The organism is Arthrobacter sp. StoSoilB22, assembly GCF_019977315.1.
Lineage (GTDB): Bacteria > Actinomycetota > Actinomycetes > Actinomycetales > Micrococcaceae > Arthrobacter.
The window spans coordinates 3,092,932-3,116,099 of sequence record NZ_AP024652.1 but is presented as its reverse complement, the minus strand read 5'-3'; the positions used below and the strand labels follow the sequence as shown (position 1 = coordinate 3,116,099).

The window sequence follows — 23,168 nt, the reverse complement described above, 5'->3', positions numbered from 1 at the left end:
TGCACCGGGACGGCTCGGCAAAGTAGTCTTGTCTGGTGACTACTCCCACCGCACCCCAAACTTCCCAGAAGCCGGTGCTGGTTGTTGACTACGGTGCCCAGTACGCGCAGCTGATTGCCCGCCGCGTCCGCGAAGCGAATGTGTATTCGGAAATTGTTCCGCATACCTTCACCACCGAGCAGCTTCTGGCCAAGAACCCGGCAGCCATCATTCTCTCCGGAGGGCCCTCCAGTGTTTACGCGGAGGGCGCGCCCTTCGTGGGTGCCGACCTCTTCGAGGCCGGCGTTCCGGTATTCGGCATCTGCTACGGATTCCAGGCCATGGCAAATGCCTTGGGCGGCAAGGTGGCCCAGACTGGTTTGCGGGAATACGGAGCTACCGAAGCCCTTCTTGTGGGTGATGCACGCTCCATCCTCGACGGCGTCCCGTCCTCCCAGAACACATGGATGAGCCACGGAGACTCCGTTCATGAGGCTCCGGAGGGCTTCGAGGTGCTGGCAACTACGGCCGGAGCTCCGGTGGCTGCCTTCGCCAATGATGAGAAGCGCCTCTACGGTGTGCAGTGGCACCCCGAAGTGAAGCACTCCGTTCTTGGACAGCACGTCCTGGAAAACTTCCTGTTCAAGGGCGCGGGCTTGAGCCCCAACTGGACAACGGGCAACATCCTCGAAGAGCAGGTGGACCGGATCCGCCAGCAGATCGGGGACTCCAAGGTTATCTGTGGCCTTTCCGGCGGCGTCGATTCCGCCGTAGCCGCTGCTCTGGTCCAGCGCGCTGTTGGTGACCAGCTGACGTGTGTCTTCGTTGACCATGGCCTTCTGCGTGAAGGCGAAGCCGAGCAGGTTGAACGCGACTTCGTGGCCGCCACCGGCGTCAACCTTTACGTTGCCAACGAGCAGGAACGTTTCCAGTCGGCATTGGCAGGCGTCAGCGATCCTGAGACCAAGCGCAAGATCATTGGCCGCGAGTTCATTCGTGCCTTCGAAGAAGCGGAACGGGCCATCATTGCCCAGGCCGCTGCCGAGGGTGAAAAGATCAAGTTCCTCGTCCAAGGAACGCTTTACCCGGACGTCGTGGAATCAGGCGGCGGCGAAGGTGCTGCAAACATCAAGAGCCACCACAACGTGGGCGGACTCCCCGAAGATCTTCAGTTCGAACTCGTTGAGCCGCTGCGAGCCCTGTTCAAGGACGAAGTCCGCGCTGTGGGTGCACAGCTTGGCCTGCCGCAGGAGATCGTCGGCCGCCAGCCGTTCCCGGGCCCCGGCTTGGGAATCCGCATTGTGGGCGAAGTGACCAAGGAGCGCCTGGATCTACTGCGTAAGGCTGATGCCATTGCACGTGCGGAACTCACGGCCGCAGGCTTGGATAACGACGTCTGGCAGATGCCGGTAGTTCTCCTGGCTGATGTTCGCAGCGTTGGTGTCCAGGGCGATGGCCGCACCTACGGTCACCCGATTGTGTTGCGTCCGGTGTCTTCCGAGGACGCCATGACGGCAGACTGGTCGCGGTTGCCGTATGACCTGCTTGCCCGGATCTCCAACAGAATTACCAACGAGGTGGATGGAGTCAACCGCGTGGTGCTGGACGTCACCAGCAAGCCACCGGGAACCATCGAGTGGGAATAGCACATTGAGTGGCCGGCTTCCTCTGGGAGGCCGGCCACTTTGTTTGAAGCCGGGATGCTTCTTTGCCCCACTCATTGCCCTCGGCTGTGAAATGACGGCGAATTTCGCAGTGGAACAGCGTTGCGGAGCGAGCTGTCCGCGGATTCCCGCTACCCTCGAAAGTATGCCGGTATGGTCCAAGGCGTCTAAAGCTAGTACAGAAAAGAAGGCAGAAGTCGTGTCAGTAGGTCAAGGCCAGGAAGAGGGCTCCGAAGAGCTCCGCAAATGGCTGTCTGGTCTCAAACCCGTCACCGGGGCCGACACCATGCTGCGCTTCGTCAAGACGCCTGAAGGCGCCATCGATCTCAGCAACGCCCACCCGTCCGGGCTGGCGCAGTTGCTTGCAGGCCGACGAACACGGCTTTCCACGCTCATCAGGGATCGTCAACAGTACCTGGTCGCAGCCAGGGCGGCCCGCAACATCCGGTCCAAGATCTTCGAGCTCAGCAACGACCGCGGCATCGAGGCCGGGTACTTGTCCGCCGGGACCGTCGTGTGGACCTCTGCCGTTGGCGGTAAGCCCCAACGCGTTTCTGCCCCCGTGATGCTTACTTCCATTGTCCTCACGGTCAGGCCTGGCGAGGACGACTTTGAGCTTCAGCTCACCGAGCAGGCGCGAATGAACCCTGCCCTGGTGCGCCATCTGAAGACAGTTCATGGCATCGTCTTTGATGTTAACGCTGTAGCGCGCATGGCCTACAACACTGCCCGGCTTGATCCCCAGCCTGTCCTGGATCGGTTAACCACGCTGATTCAGCCGATTCATGGCGCAGAGGTGGAGTTTAACCTGCTGGTCACTACGCTGGCTGATCTCTCCGGCAACCTGGATGATCCATGGATCAACATGAACAACCCCACGGTTGCAGCACTCTCGACTGCCGCCAACGGCGGAGACATTGAACCAGAGCCGATCAAGGCAGGCCGGTTCCCAAGCCTGGACCTTCGGGATCCGGCCGATGAGCTTCTCCTGCTCGATGCTGATACGGATCAGCAGTATGTAGTTGATGCCGTTCGTGCCGGGGACTCACTTGTTGTCAGCACCCCGCCAGGAAGCGGCCAAACGCAAACAGCAATCAACGCAATAGGTGCGTTGGTCAGCGAAGGCAAGTCCATTCTGGTGGTGGGGGACAGGCAGACCAGCCTTGCAGGACTTTCCGGCCACCTTGAATCCCTGGGCCTGGAGTCGATGCTCTTCCGGCCCGGTAATGGAACCACTCCTCAGCAACTCAAAGGCCAGTTGGTCAGAGCCATCATGCGCAATGAGAAAGCGCTTGAGCCACAGCTGGGCAACCTTCACCAGACACTTACCAGCCACCGTCATGCACTGATGGACCATGTAGCCTCCCTGCATAACGTCCGTGAGCGGTGGGGTTGCTCGCCGTACCAGGCAATGCAGTCACTTGCCGAATTGACCTCAATTCACCCTGCACCCTCCACTACGGTGCGCTTGAAGCGAAGCGTCCTGGACAATATCAAGGACCGTGAAGAGCTCGCTGGCCGATTGCGTCGGGCCGCCGAGCTTGGCAGCTTCAGCCGGTCCTCCACCTCGAGCCCCTGGTATGGCGCCCGTTTGGTGACCCGCAAGGAGACCGAGGAAGCACAGCAGCTTGCCCGCTCGGCCGAGGAGAAACTTCCGGTCCTGCGGGATCGCATGAAGCAGCTTTCCGATCACGCCGAGATCCGCCTAGGTGAAACTTTCACCGAATGGGGCGCTCAGCTGGAACTGCTCATTGCCGTACGCGAGAGCCTGGATAAGTTCACCCCGGATATCTTTGACCGGCCGGTGCACGATCTCATCTCCGCCACTGCCACCTCTGCCTGGCGCCGTGAGCGCAACCTTGAGATGCCCTCCATGCAGCGCTCCCGCCTGCGTCGGGTAGCTAAGGAATACGTGCGGCCCGGTGTTCACATTGCGGACCTTCACAGCTCCTTAGTGCTGGTCCAGGAGCAGCGTGCTCTGTGGGCAGGGTATGCAACAACCCAGCGGCACCCGGCTGTTCCTTCCGGCCTTGCCGATCTCGGTGCACTCTACCGGGAACTCGATGGCGAGCTGCGCCGCCTGGGTGATGCGCTCAAGTACACCTCCGATGGTGGAGCCCTGCACGGGACGCGGTATGCCCCACTCATGGAACGGTTGGAGCGGCTCGTTGCAGACACAGCCACTTTGGAGACGCTTCCTGAGCGGACGCTCCTTATCGAGGAAATGCGCGAGCACGGGCTCGGTGAACTGCTGGCGGATCTTGCTGCCCGGGAAGTCCCGGCGTCTTCTGTAGCCGCCGAACTGGATCTGGCTTGGTGGCAGTCCGCGCTGGAGGCGATGATCAGCGGTGATGATTACCTCGCCATGTCCGACGGTGATTCACTGCGCCGCCTCGAAGCCGAATACCGCCTTGCGGACCAAGCCCACATTGCCAGTGGCGCCGCTCGCCTCCGTTGGCAGCTGGCCCAGAAATGGCGTCAGGGTCTCCTTGAACATCCCAGGCAGGCGGAGCTACTCCGCGCCCTGTTGAAGGATGGCCGGGTGACGCTGCCCGCCCTGAGCGCCCAGGCCCCGGACCTGGTACCCCTGCTGGTGCCGGTATGGTCCGTCAGTCCTTACTTGCTCACCGGGGTGCTCCCGGCCGAGCAAAAATTCGATGCCGTGGTGATCATCGACGCCGAATCCACTTCATTGCAGGCTGTTCTCCCGGCCATCGCCCGGGCACGCCAGGTAGTTGCCTTCGGCGACGCGAAAATTGCCCATGCGCGCACGTTCAGCGTCGCCGTGGAGCCGCCTGTGGCCGGGGTAGCCAGCCACGAGAATGTGGACAGTGCCTTCAAGGCATTGGCCAGGGTCCTTCCCACCTGGCAGCTGAACTGGGTCTACCGTGCGGTGGACGAGGACCTGATCCTCCAGTTGAGCAAAAACTATTACGACGGTGGCCTGCGTCGTTTGCCCGACGGCAACTCGGTCACCGGCTTGGACCGATCAATCCACGTAGAGTACATACCGGACGGCACCGGGCTGCCTGGGGCGGACCATGAGGGCGTTGAGTCCGTCACCGCGGAGGTCAACCGCGTTGTGGATCTTGTGTTCGAACACGCAAGGCTCCGGCCCCGTACATCACTCGCCGTGGTGACGGCGAGCCTGCGCCATGCTGCCAGGATTGGCGAAGCCATCAGGCTGCAATTGCCCAACCACCCCCTGCTGTCCAGCTTCTTCGGAGCCGGCCCCGAGTCTTTCCGTGTGGTGGACCTTGAGCGCGCACAGGGCCTTGTCCGCGACCATGTGATCTTCTCACTAGGCTATGGCCGCACACCGCATGGCCGTGCGCTCCATTCCTTCGGTCCGTTGTCCACCGAGGGCGGGCGTAACCGTTTCGCCCTGGCAATGACACGTGCCCGGCGCTCCATGCACGTCCTGACGTGCTTCCGGCCCGAGGATCTCGACCTTGATCGCCTGGCCCATGGTGCTGTGGACTTCTATGAACTCCTGGACCGGGAGCTCTCCGGCAACAGCAACCTCGGAACGCCCGCCTCCCGCGCTGTCGCCAGTGAGCAGGCTTTAGGTGAAGATCCGTTGGTGGCCGATCTGGGCGACCGTTTGCGCGCCCGCGGAGCCAGGGTATGGCATCTCTACGACGGCGTGCTGGATATAGCGGCGGCTGCGGACCCCGTCCACACCATTGGCCGGGAGGGTGCTGAAATCCCCACCCCCGTTGCCATCGAATCCGATGGTACTGAACGCTACCGGCGGATGAGCGTCCGTGAACGGAGCCGCCTGCGGCCGCAACTGTTGGAGCGCATGGGATGGCGCTATATGTCGCTCTGGACGATCGAGGTCTTCACCGATCCTTCGTCCTGCGCGGACCGGATAGGCTCCTACTTGGGCCTCGAGAATCACCTTGCACAGTCTGCCTCCACCCACAGTGGTTTCCTTCACGCCCCTGGGGAAGAATTGACCTCGGTAACTGACCAGCCTCTGTTGGCCGGAGATTCCGTTGAGCATGCTGAGGGTGAAGAACCTCAACACGACGTCCATGAAGCAGAGAATTCGAAAGAAGCACCACTGATGGATCAGGAAACAGGCGGCGAGGACCGCGCTACTGAGGAAACCGGCGAGAACACCGCTGGTCCTACGGAGGCGGCCGGGGAACCGAAGTCCCCGGCAGCCAAGACCGGCCCGAGCGGGATTCTGCCCACCAAGGCCGCTGAGGATGATCCCCGGCGGTGGGGCGATGACTCCAACTACGACCATGAGCAGTGGCTCAAGGAACAGAAACCCCCGCACTGGGGCTGAGCGGACAATGATCATTGATTAGCCCGCTAGGGGCTAACCAAAACAAAGAAAAGCTTGCCTTGCGTTGATGCGCCGGCAAGCTTTTCTGCTTGTTGAGGATCAGCCGCCACCACCACCAGACCGTCCGTGTCACCTGTACCCAGCCATTCACCGGGCTTGCCGCCCTGGGCTGACGTCCAGAGTACGGGTACAGGTCCTGCGAGGACTTGACTTTGCTGTGATTCGTCATAGGACCCCGCTGCCGTGAGGACCACTGATACCAGCTGACCGGGGGAGAGTAGCTGGATGGACGAAGGATCGGCCATCCGGAGGGGGACAGCTGCCGATCCCACGGGTGCGCCTGTCAGAAGGCCGGGTCCCAGCAGACTTGTCTCCGAAGGGATCTGTCCCTTACCCAGAGGGGACGCGAGTTGGCGGCCAACAAGGGCGCCGACGCTGTCCAAAGCTCCGCTGATCGCGAGATTGGGTGGTACCTCAACAGTGGTGAAGTCCGCTGCGGTGAGGTGGGTCCCCGTTGGAAGGTCCCGGGCTGCCACGAGGACGCTCACCTGTTGCTCAGACGCAGGGGTGAGTTCCTGGACTGCGATGCCGGCAGCCACGCATAACAGCAGCGCTACTGCCAAGCGGCGGTTACGTGCAATCCAGGAACCAAATCCCGTCCGGCGCCCGCGCTGACCTGAGCGCCCTCGTGGACGACCGCGGTTGAACCGTGAACTGGTCCGGGAGCGGGAATGCGGTTGCAGGGAGCGCGAAGGGCTGATGGGCGGCCAAGTACCGGCGGCTCGCGATGAGCGTTCAGCACGGGCGAGGAGGGCGCTGCGTGACATTTGTGGCATGCCGCCACGCTAGCCAGCTTCCCGGGCCGCAAACAGCGCCCGGTTGCCCTATGTGGAAAACCAGTTAGCTGCTTGCCGCTGCAGTTGCCGGTGCTGCTGAAGGCGCGGGTGTAGAGGCAGCAGGCGCCGCTGAAACAGTGCTGCCCTTGGCATCCCGGGAATCAGTCCGGTAAAATCCGGAGCCCTTGAAAACGACGCCGACGCTGTTGAACTTCTTCCGCAGGGCGCCTTTGCATTCGGGGCACTCCGTCAAGGAGCTGTCAGAGAAGGACTGGACGATGTCGAAGGCATGGTCACAGTCTTTGCAAGCGTATGCGTATGTGGGCACTGAGTTCCTCCTTTAGGACAAAGTTCAGGTCCTGGCAGCGTCGGTGGAGATAGTCCGCCTTAGCAGTCACAGGGCCTGAGTGCTAATTCTATCATCGGTCGCCGCAGGGCGTACCCTCGGTAGTTCCGGCCTCACTTGATAAGCCGGCCACCATCAGCGCTGCTCGGCGTCGTCGCCGAGTTCAACCACTCCAGACGGTGTCAGCACTTGTCGCACGGGGCGATCAAAGGCCTCGGCGGGAATGGACCCCGAAGGTAACAAATCGTCGTCGAACACTACGGCGATGGTGGGCGGCCTGCCGCCGGAAGCATCCAGGCCCTGGAGGAGCCTGTCGTAATAGCCGCCTCCCTGGCCGATCCGGTTGCCGTCCCGGTCCACCGCCGTCGCGGGCATGAAGATCCCCGCGGTACCGGCAACTACCGAGCTCTCCAGCCGCTCACCCTCCGGCTCGTCTATCGGCGCAAAGGTGGACCGGACAAATGCTGTGTCAGGTGTCCAATACACCCAGCTCAAAAGCCGCCCCGGCTCGCAGACGGGCAGTAGCACCCGGTGCCCGGCCTTGTGCAGGGCTGTGATCAAAGGGATGGTGGGCGGCTCGAAAGCGACGCCCAGGTACACGGCAAAGGTCGAGGAAGCGCCGGGGGAGACCTTGGCCGCCCAGGCCGTGCCATGCTGTGCAAGGGACTCTCCAGCGCGAGCCAGGTGTTCAGGACTGAGGGCCCGCCTGTGCAGCCGCCGACTGCTGCGAATGTCTTCCTTCGATGCCATCTCTGTCCGTTCGGGTGGTTGTCGCGCGCCGGTTGAGCTGCAGAGGTTATCCACTGCGGAAAACCAAATGTGCTAACGACGCGGCGAGGGGTTTAGCCGTTGGTGTGTTCCGTCCGTTACATTAGTCCGGTGACTCTAGAAAACAACGCTGTCCGCAAGGCCGTCATTCCCGCAGCAGGCCTTGGCACCCGCTTCCTGCCCGCCACCAAGGCGATGCCAAAGGAAATGCTGCCCGTGGTGGACAAGCCTGCCATCCAGTATGTCGTCGAAGAAGCGGTCAAGGTGGGCCTGCATGACGTCCTGATGATTACAGGGCGCAGCAAGCGGGCACTCGAAGACCACTTTGACCGTGTGCCGGCTCTTGAGGCCACGCTTGCTGAAAAGGGCGACACCGCCAAGCTTGAAGCCATTCAGTCCGCCACCAACCTCGGTGATATCCACTACGTCCGCCAGGGCGACCCTAACGGCCTCGGTCATGCTGTCCTTCGTGCAAAGCAGCACGTTGGGTACGAGCCCTTCGCCGTTCTGCTCGGCGATGACCTGATCGATGCCCGTGAGGACCTGCTGAGCGAAATGATTGCTGTTCAGCAGAAGACCGGTGGTTCCGTTGTTGCCCTCATCGAGGTCGAGCCTTCCAAGATCAGCGCCTATGGTTGCGCCGATGTTGAGGACAACGGTGAAGATGGCTACGTGCGCATCAAGCAACTCGTCGAAAAGCCTTCTCCGGAAGAGGCGCCCTCCAACCTTGCCGTGATTGGACGTTACGTGCTGCACCCGGCCGTGTTCGACGTCTTGGAGAAGACGGCTCCAGGTCGCGGCGGAGAAATCCAGCTGACCGATGCCCTTGAGGTGCTTGCTGCCGGCGAAGGTGAAGGTTACGGCGTCTACGGCGTTGTGTTCCGTGGCCGTCGTTACGACACCGGCGACAAGCTCAGCTACCTCAAGGCCTGCATCGAGCTTGCCTGCGAACGCGAAGACCTCGGTCCTGAGCTTCGCGAGTGGCTGCCCAACTTCACCGCCACACTTCCCAAATAGACAAATGATGTATGGCTCTGCGATCTGGCCGGTAACGCTGGAAAGCGGAGACCTGCTGCTCCGGCCCATCCGATACCGCGACAAGCGGGAATGGTCCGAAGTCCGTTCGCGGAACAGCGAGTGGCTGGCGCCGTGGGAGGCGTCCAACCCGGCTCCGGGTGGGCGCCTGCCCAGCTACCGTCAAATGGTGGGGTCCTTGAATGAGCAGGCCCGTCAGTCAACCGCTTTGCCGTTTCTCATAGTTGAGAGAACGGCCGGTTTTCACGAGCCGCAAATCGTCGGACAGTTGACGGTCTCATCCATCGTGTGGGGATCGGCCATGATGGCCACCCTCGGCTATTGGGTGGATAAGGACCGCGCCGGGCGTGGCATTGCGCCCACAGCGGTTGCGATGGCAACTGACCACTGCTTCCGGGTGCTGGGTCTGCACCGTATGGAAATCAACATCCGTCCAGAGAACTCTCCGAGTTTGAGGGTTGTGGAGAAGCTCGGATTCCGCGATGAAGGTTACCGGGAACGCTACCTGCACATCAACGGCGAATGGGCTGATCACCGCTCTTTTGCGTTGACGGCCGAGGAGGTGCCGGAAGGACTCCTGCGCAGGTGGCTGAGAGGATAAACGGGCAGGTCATCGGCCTTTTCGCTCATATCTCCAGTCATTTGCGGACTCGCCCACGACACACCGGCCGCAATGCCGCCGCACCCGGCGATTTGCTTCTACGGTTTTGAATGTGGACTTCCCTCTCAGCAGCTCAGTGATACTCGTGGTCACTGTCGCGCTGTGGATGGTCTGGGTGGCGCCCTATGTTTTGCGGAACAGGCGCCAACAAGTCCAAACGGCCACTGTTCCAGCAGAGGCTCTTGATGACGAACCAGACGAAACGCAGGCAGGGGTGGTACTGACTTTGGCACCTCAGCAGGAGAAACCGATGGAGACCATGCACAGCAAAGCACCGGCGTCGCCCCAGGACTCCCCAGCGGCGGAGTCCTCGCTCCGGAAGGCGCCCCCTACGCCGTTCACTATCCGTTACGCCCGGCTCACGCTCGCCTTGGCAGGCCTGGCCCTGTTAGTTACGGCCGCGGTGTCAGGGGTTCTCAGAATTCTCGGCATCGGTTCTGTGTGGTTGCCGCTGGTTTCCCTCATTGGCGCTGTGCTGGCTGTCGTTACCTTGCGTAAGCTCGCCTTGCGGGACCTTCGTGAACGGCGGGCTCGCCGTGCGGCTCAGGCCTCACCCATCCCCACACCTGCCCGGTACTTGCCCAAGGAGCCGCTTGTCGCAGCGAAGGAAACCACGGTTTTTGACGCCGAAGCCTCTAGCCGTGAAGCTCCTCGATTGTCAGCCAAGGAATTGCGCGAGGCAGCGCTTGCTGTGGCAGTTGCCGCAGGCGATAAATCCGCTCAAGTTGCCAACGACTCCAAAGGCGCCAGCTGGCAGCCGGTGGAGGTCCCCAAGCCAACGTACGTGGCCGCTGCGAAAGCACCGCGACCAGCTCCAGAGCCCTTGGACCTGCCCGAGGCACCCAAGCCCGTTGGCAAGCCTGTGCTGAAGCAGAACGTTGAGCAGGCCGAGGCAGCAGTTGCTGTAGTGGCCACTGCTAAGAACCACAGCGCCCTGAGCAACTTGGACGATGTCCTGCAGCGTCGCCGCGCCTAAGTCCTGGAAGCGACCACAGGTGCAAGGCCAGGAGACGTTCGTGTGGTGGTTGGAAAAGCGCAGGGAAAGTTTGTAGCCTAGGGACACTGGCCGGGCAGTTGAGGCTCTCGGTCCAGGGGCTATAGCTCAGTTGGTAGAGCGCTTCGTTCGCATCGAAGAGGTCAGGAGTTCGAATCTCCTTAGCTCCACAGATTTATTGCACTCAATCGTTCAAGTGCGGAAGTATCCACCATGCCGGCTGAGCGAAACATGCGCTGCGCGAATGAGGTTGGACCGTGATGCAAGGCAGCGGTCCGTTGTTTGCCTCAGCGCCGGGAGTGCTTGGGCGGCGTCGTCGAAATGATTTTCACGGATCATTGATTCCATCGCCCGGCACTGGTGCTCTGTTTCCAAGGCGCCCACCATGGCTGAACTGATCTTCAGGCTGAGGAGTGCCGTTGTGGTCTCTGATGCGTCGCCCTCATCCACAGCATGAACGATCCTTTCCACCCGTTGGGGGAGCATTGAAAGGTACTTCGCCAAGAACCGCAATGCCGGCCTCGGGTTTCCAAGCTCGTCGGCTAGTGACTGGATTCGGCTCAAGTCCCAGTCGCCGGCGGCAGCGCTACGCGGCGCTTTCATCCCCGGCTCCTACTGTTGCTTGCGGGGCTGTGTTGTCCGGGTTTTTGGTCCAGATGGAGGCGAGCATTCCGATGACGAGGATGGCGGGTGCGCCGTACATGAGGGTGTTCATGACGATGGGTTCGCGCAGGGCCCGGATGGCGTTGCCAACGTAGGGGATGGTGGCTACGTGCTTGTCCACGGTGTTGCCTTGGAGGGTGGCGATCCAGGGGTCGAGGCCGTTGTTGGCGTCGCCTTTGGTCTGGACTGCGATGCCGCCGTCGGCGGTGGTGGTGATCTCGGTGATGCGGTGGGTTTCCACGCGCTGGTCTTCGACGGGGATGTGGTAGGTGATGATGTCGCCTACTTTGACGTCGGTGGTGGGGGTGGGGACGGTGACCACGACGTCGCCCGGGTTGATCAGCGGGGCCATGGAACCGGTGAGCATGCTGGAGGTTTGGTAGCCCAGGATCCGTGGCCCGATCGCCAGGAACAGGAACACCAACGCGCCTAGGATCAGCATGCCCACGCCGATGCCCTTGACCACTTTGCCGGCAATCCGACGGAACCGGCCAGCAGTGCCAGCGGCGCTGGCAGCAGTTGTAGGGGCCGCTGCGGGCTGCTTCACAGCGGCGGTCTCGGCGGCGGTTACGGACTTTGCGGCTGAACGCCGGCCGTGGACGGCGGGGGTGGAGATGGTGCTCAGTGCGCTCATGCCTGGCGTTCCTTTCAGGTGTTCGTTGTGCTTTTAGTGTCTCTCGACAGGCTCAAGGGTTGGTGTGCAATGCCCTCAAGACTTGCTCAGGATATGGACCGGGGACCGGCCTGAAGGGCAAACGGGCCGGCCCCCGGGGCCTTGGGTGGGAGCCTTTGGCTCCCTCTGGCTTTAATTGGTGGTTTCGGTGCGTTGGGTGCCGGTGAAGGCGAAGGCGATGGTGGAGGTGGCGCCTTGGAAGTCGTTGTTCGCGGTGGTGGGGAACGCGGTGGTGACTTTGAGGTTGTCGGTCTTGGCCGAGGTCAGCGAGGTGAGGTTGTTCAGGACCTTGTTCGCTGCGATGACCGGTCCGGAGGCCAGGACGGTGGTCTTGGTCCCGGTGCAGTTATAGGGGGCTGCGGCGCCGGTCCAGGCCACGGAGCAGTTTTCGATGGTCAGCTGCAGGCCGTTGGTCACGTCCGTGGTGAGCAGGGATGCGGTGGTGCCGGCGTTGGTGGTGAGGGTGACGTTGTTCAGGTCCGAGTTGCCGGTGTTGGCCAGGGTGACGAGTTTTTCGACCTTGTCACCGGGCAGCAGTCCAGCGACCGGGACGTTGAGGGTGTTCGCCGGGCCGGGTGCGCCCAGGGCGATGGTGACGGTTCCTGCGGTGACGGCTTGGGAGGCGGAGGTCGAAGAGGTGAACGCGCCGTAGGTTCCCATGCCGGCGACGGCGGCTGCGGTGCCGACCAGTGCGACGGAAGCGAGGATCTTGCCGGAGGTGGTCTTGAGGCTGATGGCCATGGGGATCAGTTTCCTTTCGGGAGGCCACCGTGAGACCGGCCGGCCGTTCGTTTCCAGCCTGTGTGGCTGACAAGAACTACTGTGCCGGGCCCGGATCAAGAACAAATCCTGCATACCCGCAACACTCCCTCAGGAAAACCTCAAGACTCCCGCACAGGTCCAGACTGGAACTCCGATACTGTTGCCGGCCCCTGGAAGTAGGCTGTACGTGTGAGTGAACCGCTGATGAGTCAACCGCTTGACGAGGGTCCCTTCTATCACGGGACGAAGGCCGACCTCACGGAGGGCGATCTCCTGAGTCCCGGCTTCAGATCCAACTATCGTCCTGAAGTCGTGATGAATCACATCTACTTCACAGCTCTTCGGGATGGCGCGGGGCTCGCTGCCGAGCTCGCTGCCGGCGACGGCGAACCGCGCGTCTATGCCGTTGAGCCAACCGGAGCTTTCGAGGACGACCCGAATGTGACGGACAAGAAATTTCCTGGCAACCCCACCCGGTCATATCGCAGCAGCGCCCCCCTCAAAGTTATCGGTGAAGTTGACGGGTGGACTCGCCTAACTCCTGAGGCGCTGCAGGAGTGGCGGGTACGACTGGCGGCGATCGTTGCGGACGAACGCGGCGAAATCATCAACTAAGGATGACGAACACGAAGGGTGCGTTAGCCTGCCAGGCAGCCATTGTTTCGCGCATCCAGCATGTATATCGTTAAGTATCGTTCAGTATCGTTCACGACCAACCGAGGTGAGCTTGATGCACAATTCATTCCCTGCAAGCGGATTTATGGGTAACAACCTTGACGGCATGTGGCAGGCCGTGGAGGAGTTCAGGTCGCGGTTTGAAAAGCGCTCCGGAACCCGTGCTGGACGGGGTGAGTTGAGGACAGCCATTCTGGCCCTCCTCGCTGAACGACCCATGCACGGTTATCAGATCATCCGTGAAATCGAAGAGCGCAGTGGCGGAAGCTGGAAGCCAAGCGCCGGCTCGGTGTACCCCACCTTGCAACTGCTGGCAGATGAGGGTTTCGTCAGCACTGAGGAATCCAATGGCCGCAAAATATACTCCCTCACTGAGGCGGGCCGCGAAGATGTCGCAAGCGCCGAAACGGCAGCGCCTTGGGAATCCACAGGCAGCACCTCAGGTTTCGCGGCATTGCCCAAAGCGGGGGTGGAGCTTGCCCAGGCTGCTGCGCAAGTAGGGCGGACAGGAACCCCCAAACAGGTGCAAGAGGCCGTGACGGTGCTGGAAGAGGCTCGTCGTCGGCTGTATTCGATCCTCGCCCGGGACTGAAGGGAGTGACGTCGCTTCGACGCGACCGGACAGATCCCATGGCCGGGGAAGCCCGTGCCCGCTATCGTCGAATCCTCAGGTTTGCTGCATGGCATTTGCTGGTGACCTGGTGGTTTGAGCTGTTCCTTCCTCGTGTGGGCCTGCGAAAACTGACTGAACGCAGCCGTTCGCGGAGGATGCAACGCTTTGCCCGGCGATTCCATGGCCTCGCCGTGGAGCTTGGTGGGCTAATGATCAAGGTAGGCCAGTTCATGTCCTCCCGGCTGGATGTTCTACCGCCTGAGATTACGGCTGAACTGGAGGGCCTTCAGGACGAAGTGCCGCCGGTTCCCTTCCCCGCCATCAGGGCCCTTGCCGAGGCGGAGCTGGGGGCGCCCTTGGAATCAGTGTTCGCTTCGATAGAGGAGTCGCCCATAGCCGCGGCATCCTTGGGGCAGGCGCACCGGGCGAAGCTGCTCGCGGGCAATGCCGAGGATACTGGCCTAAGCAGCGTGGTTTTCAAGGTACAAAGGCCGGGCATCGACAAGATCGTGGACGTCGATCTTGCCGCTCTGCGACGGGTGGGAGGCTGGCTTAGCCGCATCCGCCTCGTCTCAAACCGCGCCGATGTTCCTGCTCTGATCAAGGAGTTTGCGCAGACCAGCCTTGAGGAGATCGATTACCTTAATGAGGCCGCAAATTCAGAGCGCTTTGCAGCTGATTTCGCCGCCGATGGCAGGGTGACCGTGCCGGGGGTGGTTTGGGAACGGACTACACGCCGGGTGCTCACCCTGGAAGACGTCACAGCCATCAAGATCACGGACGCAGAGTCGCTTCGTATGGCGGGGATTGACCCGGCGGAGGTTGCCCCCGTTTTCGCGTCAGTGATGTTTGACCAATTGTTCACCAAGGGCTTCTTTCACGCCGATCCACACCCCGGCAACATCTTTGTCACACCCCATTCCGGGTCAGTGGAACATCCATGGAAGCTGACGTTCATCGACTTCGGCATGATGGGGGAGGTTCCTGCGAAGACCAGAAGCGGATTGCGCAAGCTCCTGATTGCGGCTGCTTCGCGGGATGGAAGGGGGCTCGTGGCTGCCATCAGCGATGTTGGCGTTCTCATGCCTTCGGCTGACACGGCCGAGCTGGAGCGGGCCATGACGCAGCTCTTCGCACGCTTTGGCGGCATGGGCTTTGCCGAACTTCGAGAAGTGGACCCACGGGAATTTCGAGATTTTGGGACGGAGTTCGGCAGCGTCATCAGGTCGCTTCCGTTTCAGCTGCCGGAGAATTTCCTGCTCATCATCCGCGCCATGTCACTGACGTCGGGTGTATGTAGTTCGCTGGATGCCCGGTTCAACTTGTGGGACTCGGTGGAACCATACGCTGCGCAACTGCTGCGGGATGAGCGCGGCAATCTGGTAACTGACGTCGCAGGGCAGGCATTCGAGGCCGCGGCGGTCGCCTTGCGATTGCCGAAACGGCTGGATGGGCTGGTTACCAGGTTCGAAGACGGAACACTCCAAGTATCCAACCGCCGTCTGGAACGACAGATGTCCCGGCTTATTATCCTGGCGCGGCGAGCAGTAGCTGCCGTGATCTTTGCAGCCCTCCTGGTGGCTGGATCCGTGATGAGAGCTGACGACCTCGTACTTGGCAACGTGGTGATGATCGCGTCGGCGGTTCCGCTGCTCTATGGTCTGTGGCCCGGCCGCGGCAATCTGTGAGCCGACTCCGTCGTCGTAGAATTGCGCTGTGACTGAGACCCCTACACCCCATCCCGAGGCCTCCGGCAAGATGTCCGGACCCATCCTGGTAGGTGTGATGCCCGGGCAGCAGCCCGCAGTTCTGGAGCAGGCAGCACGGTTTGCCGCCCGTGCGGGCCTGCCACTTGTTTGCGCGTATGCCGACGTCACGGTGTATCCAGTCGATGGGACCACCGGAGGGCCGGCAGCGCCCATCGACCCCGATACCGTTGATGGAGCCCAAGGGATCCCGGAATCACTAGCGACCACCATTGCCCAACTCTTGGCTGATCAAGACGTTGAGTGGTCCATTGTCCCGCTTGCAGGGGAACCAGCGCACGCCTTGGCCCGCGAGGCCAGGAGCATCGGCGCCTCCATGATTGTGGTGGGCACCCGTGAGCATAAGCTGACGGCCGCGATCAAGGAGCTGACGGCTGGTTCCGTGGCCCGGCATCTGTTTCATCGGCAGGACGTGCCGGTCCTTGTGGTGCCCGTGAACCCCCGGGTCCCGGACGACGATGACGAGGACTGAGGCAAGCAAGCCAGTTCACCTTCACTGGGGTTTCATCGGCATCGTGGCGGCAGGCGGCGTGTTCGGAACGCTCGCCCGGTACAGCCTTGGACTGGTGATCCCAGCGCCGGATGCCTGGCCGCTGCCTACCTTGGTCATCAACCTCTCAGGTGCCTTGGCCCTGGGGGCCCTGCTGGAAGGACTCTCGCGCAGGGGGCCCGACGTCGGCAGCCGCCGGGTTGTGCGCCTCGCCTTGGGTACGGGGTTCCTGGGCGCGTTTACGACGTACAGCACACTGGCTTTGGATGCCATCCACTTATTCAGAGCGGATGCGGCCCCGGAGGCTGCCGGGTACCTCGCAGCGAGCTTGTTCGGCGGGGCCGCTGCCACTACTGCCGGCATCTGGTTGGGTGCCTGGCATCACCGTCGCGTTACCGGGCGTGTGCCGTGACGGTGATACTTCTCGCCCTTGCTGGCGGAGTCGGTGCAGCGGTCAGGTTTATGGTGGACGGATTGATCCGCCAGCGCCTCAGGACTGCACTTCCCTGGGGAACCATCCTGATAAATGTCACGGGCTCGTTTGCTCTCGGGTTCCTTGCCGGACTGGTAATGCGGGGCCAGGCGCCGGAGTCCCTGTTGCTAATACTGGGGACGGGCTTCCTGGGCGGGTACACGACCTTCAGCACGGCGAGTCTGGAGACCATCAGACTGGTACAGAGTGGAAGGGTGGGTTTGGCGCTCATCAATGGATTGGGATCCATGGTGGCGAGCGTTATCTCTGCTGCGGCCGGTGTTGGGATCAGCCTTCTGCTGCCTTGAGTAGTGGCCAACCTCACCAATAAAAGTGTCATGCCCCGGCTGTAGGATCGAGCCATGGCTAAGAAGACTTTCAATGAGCTGTTGTCCGCCCAGGTTGCCAATGAGTTTGCGGCCTCCCAGCAATACATCGCCGTGGCTGTGTATTTTGATGGCGAAGACTTGCCACAGTTGGCCCGCCACTTTTATCGCCAGTCCCTGGAAGAGCGCAACCACGCCATGATGATGGTCCAGTACATGCTGGACCGCAACGTCCACGTGGAGATTCCGGGCATCGCCCCGGTTCGCAATAACTTCGCCAACGCCAAGGAGCCCATTGCGCTCGCCTTGGAGCAGGAAAAGGAAGTCACCCGCAACATCGAGGAGATGTTCCGTGTTGCCCGTTCAGAGGGCGATGCCTTGGGTGAGCAGTTCATGCTGTGGTTCCTGAAGGAGCAGGTTGAGGAAGTTGCCTCCATGACCACGCTGCTGAACATCACCGAGCGCGCCGAGAACCTCTTCGACATCGAGAATTATGTAGCCCGCGAAACCGTTGGCGACGGCGGTCACGACGCCAGTGCTCCCTCCGCGGCCGGCGGCGTCATTTAGCTGCCAGCCTCGGGGTATTTACTACAGGAGGCCGTTGGAACCTTACCTTCCGGCGGCCTCTTCGCGTTCCAAGGCCTGGTCCGGATGGGATCGGCTCAGCGGGGATAACCGGCTGGCGATGCGCGCGAGATCCACGGGTAGAGCGTTGCCGTTAGGCTCGATGTCCCAGTCGAGGGGGCCGTTGCCGATCAGGAAGAGGGTGATGTCCTGGTCGTAGAGCACATCCACCACGTTGCTGAAGCGCTGCCAGGCCGGCGCGGACGCAGCGTCACCTACCGCTGGCGAAGGGACGTCGTCGATGACCCACGTCCTGAATGTTTCGGCCAGGACCAGAAAGTCCGACGTCGAGGTCAAGCCACCGCACAGTTCCGCAAAACCAACCCATAGAAGGTCCGGGTCGGAGTTCTTGACCACTATCGGCTGGGTTGTCGGTTGCACAACACGTCCCCGGGCTGGCGGCGGCCGGAAAAGTCCGAGGCGGCCCAATTGTCCGCGCGTACCGGGGGAAATGATGCGTCCGGATCGAAATGCCCCGGTCTCCGTGGCAGGGCGGGTTCCAGTGGCTGGATAGCGCCGAAAGTCCGTGCTGCCGTTGATCTCCACCACGTCCATCATGTCCTTGATGGCTTCAATGGTGGGCAGGAAATGGTCATGCCATAGGGGATTGGGCAGCAAATCGTCCGGGGCGTAGTTTGATGTCACCACAAGGGAGACGCGACGCTGCGCGGCGGTCCGCAAGAGTCGGGAAGCTTCGTGGCGGCTTTCGGGGAAGCGCCCGACGGCGGCCTGTCACCTGGGCGCCAAAGGTCGCCAACCGCTCAGCTGCTTGCCGCTGGCTGGGTTCAAAGGCAAAACCGGACTGCCCGGCGTCGTGTGCCATGCCCTCGAGTAAAGTCCTGGCAATGTCGCGTTGACTTTGAGGACGTCCCAAGGAAGGCGTCACAGCCAACCTTTGCGTTTGAAGATGGCGTACATGAGGAGGGCTGCGCCAAACATCAGCCCTACCGCCAGGGGATAACCGAAGTCCCAGTGGAGTTCGGGCATATGGTCGAAGTTCATTCCGTAGACGCCGGCTACGAAGGACGGCGCAAACAAGATGGCCGCCCAGGATGAGATCTTCTTGACCTGCTCGTTTTGGGCGGCGCTTGCCTCGTTTTGGCGGTTGGCCGTTAGCGTCCCATCAAGGGTGAGCGCATTCTGGAGGAGGTCCCTGAACGAGTTGGCCCTTGAGATCACCCGTTGGACGTGGTCCTCCACATCACGGAGGGAGCGCTGGAGCTCGATGTCAACGCCGTACTTTTCGAAGCCCTTTTCCAGGAGCACCATCATGTCCGGCAGGGGGTGGATGGCACGCTGGAACTGGATCACTTCACGGGCCAGCTCATAGATACGACGTGAAACAGCGCTGTCGCCGCTGAAGAGCTGGTCTTCGATCTCGTCGATGTCGTTTTCCAGGCCTGCGACCACGGGAGCGTAATCATCCACCACTTGGTCCAGGAGGGCGTACAGCACAGCCTCGGGGCCATGGCGAAGGAGATCGGGGCGCTCCTCAAGCCGTTTGCGCACTCGAGCTACGCCACCGGTTTCGGCATGGCGGATGGTCACCACAAAGTTTGGTCCGGTGAAGACATGGAGCTCGCCGAATTCCACCGTCTCGGTTTCGTCCAGGTACCGGGCCGGCCGTAGGACGGTGAACAGGTTGTGGTCGTAGCGCTCCAGCTTGGGCCGTTGGTGCGCCGAGACGGCGTCTTCCACGGCGAGGTGGTGAAGCCCGAACTCGTGAGCGACGGCGGCCATCTCATCCTTGGTGGGACGGTACAGCCCAATCCAAGCCATGCCCCCATGTTCGGAGAGCGTCTCAAACGTCTGTTCAAGGCTGTGAGGGGTGGCGGTGCGCACGCCGTCTACATATACGGCGTTGTCGATAATGGTCACTGGTTGAACGCTACTGCATGGCACCGATGATGGCGCCCGCAATGGTCATTGCCAGGAGGTCGTGGCCGGAATCAATGACGGTTACTGCGGTGGGGCGGCCAGCGAACCCGTTGTGAATGACGTGGCCCCCGGCACGGAATACCAAGGCAAGGATGAGGGCGAAGAAACCGCCGGCAACAAAAGTATTGAGATCCAGGGCGCTGATGAGGACGGCCAGGAGAATGCTGGTCACGGCCGCTGCCACCATCATGGGAACCCAGATGCCCGCTCCGCCTTCGATGTTCTTGAGGTCGTCTTCGGTCTTGCCGATTGCCTGCATCCACCTGCGGCCCAGAACGGCCGGCATGTACCAGACAAAGCCGATCACCATGGATGAAACGAAAGCCAGTAGTACGGCGAGCCAGTTGATCTGGGAAATGTGTGAGAGCCAATCCATGCCTAAAAGCCTAGTCCGTTAGCCCTCCGAGCCGGCGCTCCGGCCCTCTTGCCGGGGCCGTGTTGGCGTTGCCGCCATCCTGCCGATCAATGGCTCCGTGCGGTACGGGATGTGGGTGTGCAGAGCAAGCACCGTTTCGGTTCTGATGACTCCCTTAGTGCGAAGCACCGAGCGCAATGCAGACTGCAGGTTGTGGGTGTCCGTTGCCACCACCCGGCACCACAGGTCGCCGCGACCGGAAATTTCGTGGACCTCCAACACTTGGGGGATCAGGCGCAAGGCGCCAATAACGCCGTCGAGTTCCCGGTGGGTGACTTCAATGGTCACAAAGGCGACGACGTCGTACCCCACCTTTTCGAGGTCTACTTCCCGCCCGGCTGCATGAAGCACCCCGGACCGGAGAAGGCGCTTGACCCGGCTTTGAGCAGTGTTACGCGCTATGCCCAGTTCCTCGCTCAACTCGGCGATCTGGATGCGTGGATCCTTGATGAGTTCCAGGAGGATCTTCAGGTCCATGGGGTCAAGGGTGTTCAAATGGTCACTCCAGCTCATTTGGCTCGCAGTACTTTGAGTATTTTGCTCAATTCTTGCATCTCTAAAGCTCTTCGAGGTCAATGCCATTGCATTCTGTTGCCATCAATACTTAGCCGGACTGCGCTTCCCACAAGGAGATCAACAGCCCGGCCACCGAGCCCGAAGGCAATGAAATGACTGTCTTGAGCGAACTCCGCATGCGCCCGGCCACAGCCGCGCGCTGGGGATGGGATGCCTCCACCACCGCCAGGCTGGTCCTGGCCGGGGTTGTGATCTTTACGCTGCTGGTTGGCGCCAACCTCGCTACGCCCTTGTATCCCTTGCTCCAAGCCAGGCTCGGAATGTCATCGCTGGGCGTCACTGTCGCTTTCTCGAGCTACGTCCTTGCCCTGGTAGCCGTCCTCATGGTGGCTGGCCACTGGTCCGACCACATAGGGCGGAGGGCTGCGCTGGTCCTGGCTGTGCTTGTCGGTTTGGCAGGCGGGATCATCTTCGCCAATGCGGACTCGCTGGTCTGGTTGTGCCTTGGCAGGGCGCTGCAGGGCGTGGCCGTAGGGCTTGCTACGGGAGCCAGCTCCGCGGCGCTGCGCGAACTGCTTCCCCTGCGACCTGACTGGGCCTCCCGTTTTACATTGCTGTCCTCAGCCGGAGGTGTAGCGGCAGGCCCCGCCATCGGTGGCCTCTTGTCGCTCTTGCCGGACCCCACCCGCACCCCGTACTTCGTCCATTCGGCAGTGTTGATTGCTGCCCTCATTCCCCTGTGGCTCCTGAAGGCCAGGCCTGCGATCGCTCCGGCGGAAGGCCCCAAACCCCTCAAGGTCCTGGCTCCCCGGAAGCCGTCCATCTCCCGGGATGCCCGCGGAGCCTTCTGGATGGCTGCGGCAACGGGGTTCCTCAGCTTCGCGGTATTCGGCTTCTGCCTTTCGTTGGCACCCGGATACTTCGCCAGCGTGGTCCACGCCGATTCAAGGCCCCTGATCGGGCTGCTTGCCGGTGTCACTTTGGGTGCCTCGGCCCTGAGCCAGCTGCTGGGTGCCCGTGGAAGCTTGGTTGTTCCTGTGTCCCTTGGCGTGCTGGGGGTCTCGGTGGTTCTGGTGGGAGCCGCGGCGGCGTGGTCCAGCCCTTGGCTGCTGGTGGCTGCCAGCATAACTGCCGGGGTAGGCCAAGGGATTGCCTTCCGGCAGGTTTTCAACGAGGTGGCCGGAAAGGTCGAAGCAGCGCGTCACGCCCAGGTGATCAGCACCGTCTACGTCATCACCTACCTGGGCAGTGCTGCTCCGGTGATTGGGCTGGGACTGGCAGTCACCGCACTCGGCCTGCAGACCGCCGTCGTAGTTTTCACTGCTCTGTGCGGCGTGGCAGCCATGATCCTCGCGGCAGTGTCCCTGCGGAGTTCAGTGTCTCGCCGTAGCGCCCTGTCTCTTCGAGGTTCTTCGGGTTCCTGAGGTTTATTCGGGTAGCGGTCCGCGATTGCCGGGAATGTGCTGGAAGACCATGGTGGTTTCGGTGTGGCCGACCACGGGATCAGTGGCGAGGTTGTCCAGGAGCCAGTTGCGGAGGTCATCTGTATTGGCGACGGCTATGTGGAGGAGATAGTCCACTGAGCCGGTGGTGTGGAACGTGGAAATGACCGCCGGGAGCTTGGGGACCCTCGCCGTGAAGCGGTCAATCTGGTCCCGGTCATGGGCGCGCAGGCGTACAGCGATGAGGGCCTGAACAGAGCGGCCGATTGCCGGCAGGCTCAAGACTGCTTCGAAGCCTTCAATGATTCCGCGTTCGGAGAGTGCCCTGGTGCGCATCAGGGCCGTGGAGGGGGCGATCCCCACAAGTTCAGCCAATTGCTTGTTGGAGATGCGGGCGTCGTCCACCAACGCTGCGAGAATCCGTTCGTCGATCGCATCCAGCGGCTCTGCGCTGCCCGGGCTTGACCGAACATTCTTCGTGGGGTTGCTCACGGATCCTCCTGAAATTGCCTTTCAACCATCTTAGGCGGTCAATTCTTCAGGTGACTATCGTTCCGCGGGCGGGCGGCTACCTCGTCGCCGGTCCAACCGTTGGAGCGGTTCGCTGAGGAGCATCAACAGCAGAGGCCAGTTTCCTGCACCGGGAATGACAACGGCCAGAACTAGCGCAGCAAGGAAGAGCCCGGAAACGATGAAACTGGCTCGAATCCCCATAACAGCGTCGGCGTCAGACATCTGGTGGAGGTCAGGGTGGGACCGCAGATAAGTGCGTGTCAGGAGAAGCATCAGGCTGGTAGTGAACAGGGTTCCTATGTAGACCAAGGGCTGGGCCCAATCAGACTCCATCTGGGTGGACAACGAGGTTGCCACCGGCATCACCACAATGGTGAACATCCATCCAACCGTCAACCACAGCAAGCCCGCGTCCACACGCTTGACGCTGTGGAAGATCTTGTGGTGGTGAACCCAAAAAACGGCGATGAGGATGAAACTCAGGGCAAAGCCGAGCAAAGCATACTGTTCCGCAGCCAACCACTCAGCCGTCGTACCGTCGTGGTCAGCAAGTTCTCCCACGCTTTCCATGAGCGGCAAGATCAACAACGTCAAAGCAATCGCCACAACGGCATCCGTAAAGGCCTGCAGACGTTCCGGCGACGACAGCTCCCGGCTTTTCGTGACCTGTGTCATGCCTCCGATTGTAGGGGCAGCC

At 61.6% G+C, this 23,168-nt stretch carries 25 protein-coding genes and 1 tRNA gene; 14 read left to right on the top strand and 12 right to left on the bottom strand.

Annotation, left to right across the window (positions count from 1 at the left end):
* Nucleotides 1-35: 35 nt before the first annotated feature.
* Together guaA and LDN70_RS14490 are read left to right on the top strand one after the other, a co-directional pair.
* Entirely contained in the window at nucleotides 36-1,625 is a 1,590-nt protein-coding gene (guaA, locus tag LDN70_RS14495) for a glutamine-hydrolyzing GMP synthase (protein ID WP_017200327.1), read from the top strand.
* A gap of 163 nt (nucleotides 1,626-1,788) precedes the next feature.
* Nucleotides 1,789-5,943 (top strand): DUF4011 domain-containing protein, encoded by a 4,155-nt coding sequence (locus LDN70_RS14490; RefSeq protein WP_223940613.1) that lies wholly within the window; start codon nucleotides 1,789-1,791, stop codon nucleotides 5,941-5,943.
* 26 nt (nucleotides 5,944-5,969) lie between these two features.
* On the opposite strand, the gene cpaB is transcribed toward LDN70_RS14490, so the two are convergent.
* The 3 genes from cpaB to LDN70_RS14475 all read right to left on the bottom strand — a co-directional run bounded on the left by cpaB (nucleotide 5,970) and on the right by LDN70_RS14475 (nucleotide 7,875).
* Nucleotides 5,970-6,779 carry a Flp pilus assembly protein CpaB gene (gene cpaB / locus LDN70_RS14485; protein ID WP_223940612.1) on the bottom strand — a complete coding sequence of 270 codons (810 nt, stop codon included), beginning with the start codon at nucleotides 6,777-6,779 and terminating at the stop codon, nucleotides 5,970-5,972.
* A gap of 64 nt (nucleotides 6,780-6,843) precedes the next feature.
* Nucleotides 6,844-7,107: an FmdB family zinc ribbon protein gene (locus LDN70_RS14480; RefSeq protein WP_166839999.1), complete on the bottom strand. Its 264-nt coding sequence runs from the start codon at nucleotides 7,105-7,107 to the stop codon at nucleotides 6,844-6,846.
* A 153-nt stretch (nucleotides 7,108-7,260) separates the two neighbouring features.
* Nucleotides 7,261-7,875, bottom strand: coding sequence for a 5-formyltetrahydrofolate cyclo-ligase (locus LDN70_RS14475; protein ID WP_142938431.1), 615 nt, complete (start codon nucleotides 7,873-7,875; stop codon nucleotides 7,261-7,263).
* 129 nt (nucleotides 7,876-8,004) lie between these two features.
* On the opposite strand from LDN70_RS14475, the gene galU reads away from it, so the two are divergent.
* From galU to LDN70_RS14455, 4 genes are all read left to right on the top strand, one after another.
* On the top strand, nucleotides 8,005-8,910 hold the full coding sequence (gene galU / locus LDN70_RS14470) for a UTP--glucose-1-phosphate uridylyltransferase GalU (RefSeq protein ID WP_142938432.1): 906 nt from the start codon (nucleotides 8,005-8,007) through the stop codon (nucleotides 8,908-8,910).
* A 7-nt stretch (nucleotides 8,911-8,917) separates the two neighbouring features.
* Nucleotides 8,918-9,529, top strand: a complete 612-nt coding sequence (locus LDN70_RS14465) for a GNAT family N-acetyltransferase (protein WP_223942660.1) — start codon at nucleotides 8,918-8,920, stop codon at nucleotides 9,527-9,529.
* A 145-nt stretch (nucleotides 9,530-9,674) separates the two neighbouring features.
* Nucleotides 9,675-10,565, top strand: a complete 891-nt coding sequence (locus LDN70_RS14460; RefSeq protein WP_223942659.1) for a hypothetical protein — start codon at nucleotides 9,675-9,677, stop codon at nucleotides 10,563-10,565.
* 115 nt (nucleotides 10,566-10,680) lie between these two features.
* A tRNA-Ala gene (locus LDN70_RS14455) sits at nucleotides 10,681-10,753 on the top strand.
* A gap of 22 nt (nucleotides 10,754-10,775) precedes the next feature.
* On the opposite strand, the gene LDN70_RS14450 is transcribed toward LDN70_RS14455, so the two are convergent.
* From LDN70_RS14450 to LDN70_RS14440, 3 genes are all read right to left on the bottom strand, one after another.
* A complete protein-coding gene (locus LDN70_RS14450; RefSeq protein WP_165450178.1) occupies nucleotides 10,776-11,186 on the bottom strand; it encodes an Hpt domain-containing protein in 411 nt (136 codons plus the stop codon).
* Nucleotides 11,170-11,880 carry a signal peptidase I gene (locus LDN70_RS14445; RefSeq protein WP_223940611.1) on the bottom strand — a complete coding sequence of 237 codons (711 nt, stop codon included), beginning with the start codon at nucleotides 11,878-11,880 and terminating at the stop codon, nucleotides 11,170-11,172. Before LDN70_RS14445 ends, LDN70_RS14450 begins: the two co-directional genes overlap by 17 nt.
* Nucleotides 11,881-12,051: 171 nt before the next feature.
* Nucleotides 12,052-12,660, bottom strand: coding sequence for a TasA family protein (locus LDN70_RS14440; RefSeq protein WP_223940610.1), 609 nt, complete (start codon nucleotides 12,658-12,660; stop codon nucleotides 12,052-12,054).
* 225 nt (nucleotides 12,661-12,885) lie between these two features.
* Here LDN70_RS14440 and arr point away from each other — a divergent pair, with 225 nt between their 5' ends.
* The 7 genes from arr (at nucleotide 12,886) to LDN70_RS14405 (ending at nucleotide 17,590) form a co-directional block, all read left to right on the top strand.
* Nucleotides 12,886-13,296, top strand: coding sequence for an NAD(+)--rifampin ADP-ribosyltransferase (gene arr / locus LDN70_RS14435; RefSeq protein ID WP_223942658.1), 411 nt, complete (start codon nucleotides 12,886-12,888; stop codon nucleotides 13,294-13,296).
* 115 nt (nucleotides 13,297-13,411) lie between these two features.
* Nucleotides 13,412-13,948 carry a PadR family transcriptional regulator gene (locus LDN70_RS14430; RefSeq protein WP_142938434.1) on the top strand — a complete coding sequence of 179 codons (537 nt, stop codon included), beginning with the start codon at nucleotides 13,412-13,414 and terminating at the stop codon, nucleotides 13,946-13,948.
* Nucleotides 13,949-13,953: 5 nt separating this feature from the next.
* A complete protein-coding gene (locus tag LDN70_RS14425) occupies nucleotides 13,954-15,657 on the top strand; it encodes an ABC1 kinase family protein (protein ID WP_223940609.1) in 1,704 nt (567 codons plus the stop codon).
* Between the two features lie 28 nt (nucleotides 15,658-15,685).
* Nucleotides 15,686-16,207, top strand: a complete 522-nt coding sequence (locus LDN70_RS14420; protein WP_142938436.1) for a universal stress protein — start codon at nucleotides 15,686-15,688, stop codon at nucleotides 16,205-16,207.
* Nucleotides 16,194-16,637 carry a fluoride efflux transporter FluC gene (locus tag LDN70_RS14415; RefSeq protein WP_142938437.1) on the top strand — a complete coding sequence of 148 codons (444 nt, stop codon included), beginning with the start codon at nucleotides 16,194-16,196 and terminating at the stop codon, nucleotides 16,635-16,637. Before LDN70_RS14420 ends, LDN70_RS14415 begins: the two co-directional genes overlap by 14 nt.
* The gene (crcB, locus tag LDN70_RS14410; RefSeq protein WP_166840004.1) at nucleotides 16,634-17,005 is read left to right on the top strand and encodes a fluoride efflux transporter CrcB; all 372 of its coding nucleotides are present in this window, start codon (nucleotides 16,634-16,636) and stop codon (nucleotides 17,003-17,005) included. The genes LDN70_RS14415 and crcB overlap by 4 nt, the downstream gene beginning before the upstream one ends.
* Before the next feature lie 54 nt (nucleotides 17,006-17,059).
* On the top strand, nucleotides 17,060-17,590 hold the full coding sequence (locus LDN70_RS14405) for a ferritin (RefSeq protein WP_142938439.1): 531 nt from the start codon (nucleotides 17,060-17,062) through the stop codon (nucleotides 17,588-17,590).
* A gap of 42 nt (nucleotides 17,591-17,632) precedes the next feature.
* Here the strand turns inward: LDN70_RS14405 and zapE are convergent, their stop codons facing one another.
* From zapE to LDN70_RS14385, 4 genes are all read right to left on the bottom strand, one after another.
* The gene (zapE, locus tag LDN70_RS14400) at nucleotides 17,633-18,328 is read right to left on the bottom strand and encodes an AFG1/ZapE family ATPase (RefSeq protein ID WP_223940608.1); all 696 of its coding nucleotides are present in this window, start codon (nucleotides 18,326-18,328) and stop codon (nucleotides 17,633-17,635) included.
* A gap of 201 nt (nucleotides 18,329-18,529) precedes the next feature.
* Nucleotides 18,530-19,525: a magnesium/cobalt transporter CorA gene (gene corA, locus LDN70_RS14395; protein ID WP_223940607.1), complete on the bottom strand. Its 996-nt coding sequence runs from the start codon at nucleotides 19,523-19,525 to the stop codon at nucleotides 18,530-18,532.
* Between the two features lie 10 nt (nucleotides 19,526-19,535).
* A complete protein-coding gene (locus LDN70_RS14390) occupies nucleotides 19,536-19,961 on the bottom strand; it encodes a DUF1761 domain-containing protein (protein ID WP_166840006.1) in 426 nt (141 codons plus the stop codon).
* A gap of 18 nt (nucleotides 19,962-19,979) precedes the next feature.
* Complete coding sequence (locus tag LDN70_RS14385; RefSeq protein WP_223940606.1) at nucleotides 19,980-20,513, bottom strand: Lrp/AsnC family transcriptional regulator; 534 nt, start codon at nucleotides 20,511-20,513, stop codon at nucleotides 19,980-19,982.
* Between the two features lie 155 nt (nucleotides 20,514-20,668).
* Between LDN70_RS14385 and LDN70_RS14380 the strand changes: the two genes are divergently transcribed.
* Nucleotides 20,669-21,940: an MFS transporter gene (locus tag LDN70_RS14380; RefSeq protein WP_223940605.1), complete on the top strand. Its 1,272-nt coding sequence runs from the start codon at nucleotides 20,669-20,671 to the stop codon at nucleotides 21,938-21,940.
* Nucleotides 21,941-21,943: 3 nt separating this feature from the next.
* Here the strand turns inward: LDN70_RS14380 and LDN70_RS14375 are convergent, their stop codons facing one another.
* Both LDN70_RS14375 and LDN70_RS14370 read right to left on the bottom strand, forming a co-directional pair.
* Nucleotides 21,944-22,450 (bottom strand): Lrp/AsnC family transcriptional regulator, encoded by a 507-nt coding sequence (locus tag LDN70_RS14375; RefSeq protein WP_026539896.1) that lies wholly within the window; start codon nucleotides 22,448-22,450, stop codon nucleotides 21,944-21,946.
* A 54-nt stretch (nucleotides 22,451-22,504) separates the two neighbouring features.
* Nucleotides 22,505-23,146: a TMEM175 family protein gene (locus LDN70_RS14370; RefSeq protein ID WP_223940604.1), complete on the bottom strand. Its 642-nt coding sequence runs from the start codon at nucleotides 23,144-23,146 to the stop codon at nucleotides 22,505-22,507.
* Between the last annotated feature and the right edge of the window lie 22 nt (nucleotides 23,147-23,168).